At 43.8% G+C, this 1,570-nt stretch carries 1 protein-coding gene and 1 pseudogene; both read left to right on the forward strand.

Annotated features, from left to right (window positions below; translation table 11 throughout):
• Positions 1-217 precede the first annotated feature (217 nt).
• Positions 218-1,243: an ABC transporter permease subunit gene (locus tag R7070_RS24925; protein WP_069506363.1), complete on the forward strand. Its 1,026-nt coding sequence runs from the start codon at positions 218-220 to the stop codon at positions 1,241-1,243.
• A 1-nt stretch (position 1,244) separates the two neighbouring features.
• A pseudogene (locus tag R7070_RS24930) lies at positions 1,245-1,570 on the forward strand (ABC transporter permease); the annotation flags it as partial.

The raw sequence follows: 1,570 nt of genomic DNA on the forward strand, positions 1-1,570 counted from the left end.
TTTGTCATGTTTTGGTTTCAAACACTTGAAGCTGATGTGGATTCAAGATAAATATGACGCTGAAATTATTGCCGTAGAAGAAAAAACTAGTTATTGAATCGCAGGGAGTGTGTTTCAACAGCTTTAGTTACTACGCGGATAGATATGCACCATTTTGGGCCGGAAACTTCCCACCAAACCCGCCTAATTTGGACAGTAGACAAGGAGCAAGTTGTATATGCTGTCGTACTTTTTACGCCGTTTAGCGTTAGTCATTCCGACGTTTCTCGGTATCACCATTCTTATCTTTGCCATCACTCGATTTGTACCGGGTGGGCCAGTTGAACGCATGCTGTCACAAATGCAGTCTCAGGGAGACGGCGCAGCATCGATGACGTCAGCGGGTGGCAATACTGCACTGTCTGATGAGCAAATCGCTGAGCTAAACGCATTCTACGGGTTGGATAAACCTGTGATGGAAGCTTACGTTGATTGGTTGGGTCGATTAGTGACGTTGGACTTGGGTGAATCAACGCGTTATTACGAACCAGTATCGGATATGATTGCAGAGCGTCTGCCTGTTTCGCTGTTCTATGGTGGCATGACTTTCTTTATCAGCTACTTCATCTCGATACCGCTTGGCTATTACAAAGCCCTCAAGCACGGTTCTGTGTTTGATTCTACCTCCTCCATTTTGATATTCGTCGGTTATGCCTTGCCTGGCTATGTGGTTGGCGTGTTATTGATTACTTTGTTTAGTTATCACTTGGAATGGTTCCCTATGGGGGGCTTTGTCGGTGATGATTTCGATGACTATGAAACCTTCTTTGAACGCGCAAAAGACGTGATGTGGCATGCTGTGCTTCCGCTGATCTGTTACTTGATTGGTGATTTCGCAACGCTCACCATGACGATGAAAAATAACCTGATGGAAAACTTATCATCGGATTACATCCGTACCGCGATCGCAAAAGGCTTGCCGTTTAAGAAAGCGGTACGCAAACACGCGCTACGCAATAGTTTGATTCCAATTGCTTCTCACTTTGGCAACTCACTGTTGTTCTTCATGACAGGGGCATTTTTGATCGAAGTTATCTTCAACATCGACGGCATTGGTTTATTAGGTTACGAATCCATTATGGAACGTGATTACCCAGTAGTGATGGGCATCGTTGCTATCAACGCGGTATTGCTGCTGATCGGCAATATTATTTCGGATATCTGTGTTGCTTTAGTCGACCCACGTGTGAAGTTTGGAGCGTAATATGATTAAAGTAAGTCCATTAACTCAAAAGAAAATCCGTCACTTTAAAGAAATTAAACGTGGTTATTGGTCGTTTGTGATCTTATCTATCATGTTGATTCTTTCACTATTTGCCGAGCTGTTAATCAACAGTAAAGCGTTGATCGTGAAGTACGATGGTAGTTACTACTTTCCGGTTGTCAGTGACGTTCGTTTAGGTAGCGAGTTTGGTCAAGATTCTTCAAGTGAAGCTGATTACCGAGTTCTCCAACAAGTCTTTGAGGAAGAGGGGGGGGACAACTTTGTGATTCTACCTATCGTTCCTTGGAACCCATACGAACAAGACTT

The sequence above is a fragment of the Vibrio sp. 1557 genome (genome assembly GCF_033340175.1).
Taxonomy (GTDB): domain Bacteria; phylum Pseudomonadota; class Gammaproteobacteria; order Enterobacterales; family Vibrionaceae; genus Vibrio; species Vibrio alginolyticus.